This window comes from Pseudomonas putida, from assembly GCF_028682475.1.
Lineage (GTDB): Bacteria > Pseudomonadota > Gammaproteobacteria > Pseudomonadales > Pseudomonadaceae > Aquipseudomonas > Aquipseudomonas putida_AG.
Genome location: NZ_JANHLE010000030.1, coordinates 59436 through 65460 on the forward strand (window position 1 = coordinate 59436; position 6025 = coordinate 65460).

The following is a 6025-nucleotide window of genomic DNA, read 5'->3' on the forward strand; positions in this document are numbered from 1 at the left end:
CACCACCGAGTACCGACTGATGAACAAACTGGAAATTCACGACCTGCACAAAAGCTACGGCACCCACCAGGTGCTCAAGGGCGTCTCGCTGCACGCCAAAGCCGGCGATGTGATCAGCATCATCGGCTCCAGCGGCTCGGGCAAGAGTACCTTCCTGCGCTGCATCAACCTGCTCGAGCAGCCCAACGCCGGGCAGATCGTGGTCAACGGTGAGCAACTGAAGCTGCGCAGCTGCCCGCGTGGTGGTCTGCGCGCCGCCGACCCGCGCCAGCTGCAACGCCTGCGTGCACGGTTGAGCATGGTCTTTCAGCATTTCAACCTGTGGTCGCACATGAGCGCCCTGGACAACGTCATGGAAGCCCCGGTGCATGTCCTCGGCATGAGCCGCAAGGAAGCCCGCGACAAGGCCGAGCACTACCTCAATAAAGTCGGCGTCAGCCATCGCCGTGACGCCTACCCGGCGCACATGTCCGGTGGCGAACAGCAGCGCGTGGCGATCGCCCGTGCCCTGGCCATGGAGCCGGAGGTCATGCTGTTCGATGAGCCGACCTCGGCGCTCGACCCGGAGCTGGTCGGCGAGGTGCTCAAAGTCATGCAGGACCTGGCGCAAGAGGGGCGGACCATGGTGGTGGTGACCCACGAGATGGGCTTTGCCCGCGAGGTGTCCAATCAGCTGCTGTTCCTCCATCAGGGAATTGCCGAAGAGCGCGGCGACCCGCGTGAGGTGCTGGCGCGGCCGCAGTCCGAGCGCTTGCAGCAGTTTCTCGCCGGCAGCCTCAAGTAAGCGCCCGCGGCACGCCCCGGCCACGCGCCGGGGAGTGCCTTGGGATACACTACCGCCAATCTTTCAGGGAGCTGTGCGCCGGATGCCAAGCAATTCGAAGAACACCACCGTCTACGCCTCGCCGGTCATGCGCAAACTGTCGGAGAGCCTGAGCGAACTGCAACCCTCGTTACGTAAAGTGGCCGACTACATCCTGCGCCATCCGCTCAAGGCTGCGACCCTGACCATCGAAGAGATGGCCCAGGCCACAGCGACCTCGCCCGCTGCGGTCAATCGCCTGGCCAAGGCCCTGGATCTGGGTGGCTACAGCGGCATGAAAACCGAGCTGGTGGCGACCCTGCAGCAGATGGTTTCGCCGGTAGACAAGCTGCGCAACGAGCTGGCCCAGCGCCCCGGCGGTGATTTCGGCCTGCATGAACAGATCCAGAGCGCCAGCAGCAACCTGGCCACCACCAGCAGCAACAACCAGGCCGAGACCTTCGAAGCCTTCGTCAGCAGCCTGATCTCGGCCCGCAAGGTTTATGTCCTGGGCTTCGGCAACAGCGTCTATCTGGCCGGGCTGGCCGCTTCGACCCTGGTGCCATTCTGCGCCGACGCGTGCGCGATCAGCATGGAGGGCGGCAACGAGAATGCGGCCTACCGGCTGGCCGCGATCACTGACCAGGACGTGCTGCTGGCCATCGCCTTGCCGCGCTATTCCCAGGACACCCTGCAACTGTCGCGCTTTGCCCTGGAGCGCGGTGCCACGGTGCTGGCGATTACCGACTCGCCCGCCTCGCCGCTTGCCCCGATCGCCCGCCACGTGTTGTTCGCCCCCGCCGATCATCCGGTGCTGACCAGTTCCAACATTGCCGTGCTGGCGCTAATCGAAGGGTTGGTGGCCGGGGTCATGGCGCGCAACAAGGAAGCGGTGAAACTGGCGACCGAGCTGACCGAGAGTGTGATGTCGTATTTGCATGTGCCGGGTGGCAAGGTTACGAGGAAGTAGTCGCGACCTTTTCGCGGGGCAAGCCCGCTCCCACAGCTCATAAAATCCCCACGCAAACCTTTGCGCCTATGACTAATGTCGGGCGCCGGTTCGGTAACATTTAGTACAAACCCCGGGTGTGATTGTTTATGCTGGCCAGCTCATGCCATGGCGCATCGCCACATCGACAAGTATTCGCCCATGAAAATTTTTCTTGTTTTACTGTTTGTTTTTTCGATTGCCTACGTTCATTTTCGCGGTCGCGTCAGGCACAAGATCTCCCGCCAGCTAGGTGACCACTCAAGCTTCCTCGCGCCGGTGAACGTGTTCCTCTACCTGTTCTCCAAGCTCCCGGCCAAGCCCTACCTGCCGGTCGAATCCTTTCCCGAACTCAAGCCGCTGCAGGACAACTGGCAGGAAATCCGCGCCGAAGCCCAGCAGTTGCTGCATGTCGGTGAAATCAAAAGTTCGCAGAACTACGACGACGTCGGTTTCAACTCGTTCTTCAAGAGCGGCTGGAAGCGTTTCTACCTGAAGTGGTACGGCGAAAGTCACCCCTCGGCGATGAAACTCTGCCCGCGCACCACCGAACTGTTGCAAGGTATCGGCAGCGTCAAAGCGGCGATGTTCGCCACCCTGCCAGCGGGCTCGAAACTGGTCCGCCATCGCGACCCGTATGCCGGCTCCTACCGCTATCACCTGGGGCTGGACACGCCGAACGACGACGCCTGCTACATTTGCGTGGACGGCGAAAACTACGCCTGGCGCGATGGCGAAGGGGTGATTTTCGACGAAACCTACATCCACTACGCCGCCAACCACACCGACCACAACCGCATCATCCTGTTCTGCGACGTCGAGCGTCCGCTCAAATACCGCTGGGCCAGCGCCTTCAACCGCTGGTTCAGCCGTAGCGTCATGGCCGCCGCGGCAGCGCCGAACGATGCCGGTGACAAGACAGGCGGCATCAACCGCCTGTTCACCCGCATCTACAAGATCCGCGCACGCGGCAAGGCCCTGAAAAAACGCAACCGCACCCGTTACTACCTGGAGAAATGGGCAGTGGTAGCAGCCTTGGTGCTGGTGTTCATCTATATCTAAAAGCCCGACCATCGACCCACGGCTTACCGGGAACTTCCATGATCCACATCCGCCCCATGACCGCCGCCGACTTCGAACAGTTCTGGCCAACCTTCCAGGCCATTGTTGCGGCCCGCGAAACCTATGCCTTCGACCCGGCCCTGAGCCAGGAGCAGGCGCGTGAACTGTGGCTGCAAGCGCCGCTGCATACACGGGTGGCCGAAGAGGATGGCGAGCTGCTCGGTTCCTACTACCTCAAGGCCAATGCCGCAGGCCCTGGCAATCATGTGAGCAATTGCGGCTACATGGTCAGCGACGCCGCACGTGGGCGCGGTGTTGCCCGGTTGATGTGCGAGCACTCGCAACGTCTGGCCCGTGAGCAGGGCTTTCTGGCCATGCAGTTCAACTCGGTGGTGTCGAGTAACGAGGTGGCGGTGGCCTTGTGGCAGAAGCTCGGCTTCGAGGTGGTCGGGCGTTTGCCGCGGGCGTATCGGCACGCGCGCCTGGGGTTGGTCGATTGCCTGGTGATGTACAAGTGGCTGGAGCAACCACAGCAACAGCAACCCATGCTGATCGGGCGCAAGAACATCGAGGCGGTGGTGTCGCGCAAGCGCGGTCGTTGATTTATCGCGGGGCAAGCCCGCTCCCACCGGGGATGGCAATAGTCCCGGTGGGAGCGGGCTTGCCCCGCGAAGCTTTTGCAACGCATTGACTGCAAAGACTTTCAATGTTCAGATGCGCCCCAGTTTCAGGTGTCCTGCGCCGCCGTGCGCAGGGTGAAACGGGAAGCCGGTGCGTCACTCAAGGTGACTAGTCCGGCGCTGCCCCCGCAACGGTAAGCGAGCGAAGCCTTCGAAACACCACTGTGCGCTGGCATGGGAAGGTGAAGGCCTTCATGACCCTCGCAAGCCCGGAGACCGGCCTGAAGCTTCGTTTGGCAACCCCGCGGTGGGCGGGCGCAGGCCGGTTTGCGGGCGCCTGCGCGCGCAATTCCTTCATGCGTTGTTCCCTCCGGGCTCCATTCCTTCCAGCAGATTGTGGAACGACATGACCCGTTACTCCAAGCTTCATACCCTGGCGGCCAATGCCCTGGCGCCCTGCCTGGCATTCTCCTTGCCAACCTTCGCCGCCGAACCCGGCACCCTGGCCCTGCCCTCGACGGCCATCACCAGCAGCAGCGACAACGATGCAATCAGCCTGGCCACGCCACTGCCGGCCGGTTCGCGCCTGAACCTCAGCGCCATGGACACCCCGGCGAGCACCAGCAGCCTCAGTGCCGAGGTGATCGAGGGCCGCAACAACCGCACGCTGCAAGATGCCGTCAGCCGTTCGCCGGGCATCACCTCGGTGGCCACCCCCGGCAACGGCAACACCGCCCTCTCGGCCCGTGGTTTTGAAGGCCACGGCTCGGTGATGACCCTGTTCGACGGCTCGCGGATGTACACCGGCGCCGGTACCCAGACCTTTCCGGTCGATCCGTGGATGGTCGAGCGCATCGACATCATCCGTGGCCCGGCTTCGGTGCTTTATGGTGAAGGTGCTACCGGCGCGGTGGTCAACGTGATCCCGAAAAAGCCCTTCGCCGGTGAAATTCACAACCGGCTGCGCCTGGGCTACGGTTCGTATGACCGTCAGCAACTGGGCCTGGACAGCGGCGGCTCGCTGAGCGAGCGCCTGAGCTACCGGGTTACCCTCAACCGCCAGCAAAGCAATGGCTGGGTGGATCGCGGCGACTCGAAAAACCTGGCCATGAGCGCCGCCCTGCGCTTTGACGCCAGCGACGACCTGAGCTTCACCCTGGCCCACGAACGTGGCGATGCCGAGCCGATGAACTACTTCGGCACGCCGCTGATCGACGGCCACTACCGCGACAGCCTGCGCAAGAAGAACTACAACGTGCGCGATGACCAGCAGCGCTACCATGACGAGTGGAGCCGCCTGAACACCGACTGGACCCTCAGCGATTCGGTCAGCGCCAGCAACCAGCTGTACTACATCAAGAGCCGCCGGCACTGGCGCAACGCCGAAGACTACACCTGGGACAGCACGCAGGGGCAGCTGCAGCGCGGCAGCTACCTTGAGATCAAGCACGACCAGGAACAGGTCGGCGACCGCCAGAGTTTTACCTTCGATCACACCCTGTTCGGCCTGGCCAGCAAGACCGTGGTCGGCGCCGAATACAACCGCATCCGTTTCGGCATCAACAGCAACTCACCGTACAACGATATCGGCGGCGACTTCATCGATCCGTGGAACCCGGCACCCGGTTACTTCCACAGCAACAGCCCGACCCGTCCGCAAAGCCAGAGCACCACCCGCACCTTTGCCCTGTTCGCCGAAAACCGCACCCAGCTGTCTGAACGCTGGTCGCTGGTGACCGGCGTTCGCCGCGATCAGAACCACATCGAGCGTGACAACCTGGTCGACAACAGCCGCACCGACCGCAGCCTCAACGGTGGCAACTGGCGTGCCGGGCTGGTGTTTGCGGTGACCGATGAACTGTCGCTGTATGGCCAGTATTCCACCAGCGAAGATGGCGTCAGCGACCTGGTCACCCTCAGCCCGAGCCAGCAGAACTTCGACCTGACCGAAGCCAGGCAGACCGAGTTCGGCCTCAAGCAACTGTTCTGGGACGGCCGTGGTGAATGGACCCTGGCGGCTTATCACATCGTCAAGAAGAAGCTGCTGGTCGACGACCCGCTCACCCACCAGAAACAGCAGGCCGGACAGCAGACCTCCGACGGCCTGGAAGCGACCCTGGAACTGGCCCTGGCCAACCAGTGGCAGGTCTCGGCCAACGCTTCGGTGGTGCGCGCCAAGTACGATGATTTCGACCAGACGGTGGGCGGCCAGTCGCTGTCGCGCGCAGGCAACCGCCCGAGCAACGTGCCGCGGCGCACTGCCAATCTGTGGCTGAACAAAGGCCTGGGCCATGGCGTGGATGCCGGCATGGGCCTGCGCTATGTCGATGAGCGCTACGCCAACACCGCCAATACCCAGACGGTTCCCGGTTTTACCGTGGTCGATGCCAACCTGGGCTGGCAGGTGCTGCCGGATGTACGCCTGGGCCTGCAGTTGAACAACCTGCTGGACCGCCGCTACGCCGCCACCGCCCACAGTGGCGAGCAGTGGATCATGGGTGAGCCACGTTCGTACTTCGCGACGGTGGATTACAGCTTCTAAGTTCGACGCCG

Annotated in this window: 5 protein-coding genes and 1 riboswitch; all 5 genes read left to right on the plus strand. The window is 63.0% G+C overall.

The window, feature by feature from the left end:
• Window positions 1-19 precede the first annotated feature (19 nt).
• The 5 genes from NPS47_RS21095 (at window position 20) to NPS47_RS21115 (ending at window position 6014) form a co-directional block, all read left to right on the plus strand.
• A complete protein-coding gene (locus NPS47_RS21095; RefSeq protein WP_274296708.1) occupies window positions 20-784 on the plus strand; it encodes an ABC transporter ATP-binding protein in 765 nt (254 codons plus the stop codon).
• Window positions 785-866: 82 nt separating this feature from the next.
• Complete coding sequence (locus NPS47_RS21100) at window positions 867-1772, plus strand: MurR/RpiR family transcriptional regulator (protein ID WP_274296709.1); 906 nt, start codon at window positions 867-869, stop codon at window positions 1770-1772.
• A gap of 180 nt (window positions 1773-1952) precedes the next feature.
• On the plus strand, window positions 1953-2852 hold the full coding sequence (lpxO, locus tag NPS47_RS21105; RefSeq protein WP_274296710.1) for a lipid A hydroxylase LpxO: 900 nt from the start codon (window positions 1953-1955) through the stop codon (window positions 2850-2852).
• A 38-nt stretch (window positions 2853-2890) separates the two neighbouring features.
• Entirely contained in the window at window positions 2891-3454 is a 564-nt protein-coding gene (locus NPS47_RS21110; RefSeq protein ID WP_274296711.1) for a GNAT family N-acetyltransferase, read from the plus strand.
• A gap of 110 nt (window positions 3455-3564) precedes the next feature.
• A riboswitch (cobalamin riboswitch) is annotated at window positions 3565-3771 on the plus strand.
• Between the two features lie 107 nt (window positions 3772-3878).
• Window positions 3879-6014, plus strand: a complete 2136-nt coding sequence (locus NPS47_RS21115; RefSeq protein ID WP_274296712.1) for a TonB-dependent receptor — start codon at window positions 3879-3881, stop codon at window positions 6012-6014.
• The last annotated feature ends 11 nt before the right edge of the window (window positions 6015-6025 follow it).

What these genes read in the sequence shown, in the direction of transcription:
- NPS47_RS21100 (WP_274296709.1), top strand. Translation starts at nt 867, where the DNA reads ATGCCAAGCAATTCGAAGAACACCACCGTCTACGCCTCGCCGGTCATG.
- lpxO (WP_274296710.1), top strand. Translation starts at nt 1,953, where the DNA reads ATGAAAATTTTTCTTGTTTTACTGTTTGTTTTTTCGATTGCCTACGTT.
- NPS47_RS21110 (WP_274296711.1), top strand. Translation starts at nt 2,891, where the DNA reads ATGATCCACATCCGCCCCATGACCGCCGCCGACTTCGAACAGTTCTGG.
- NPS47_RS21115 (WP_274296712.1), top strand. Translation starts at nt 3,879, where the DNA reads ATGACCCGTTACTCCAAGCTTCATACCCTGGCGGCCAATGCCCTGGCG.
- NPS47_RS21095 (WP_274296708.1), top strand. Translation starts at nt 20, where the DNA reads ATGAACAAACTGGAAATTCACGACCTGCACAAAAGCTACGGCACCCAC.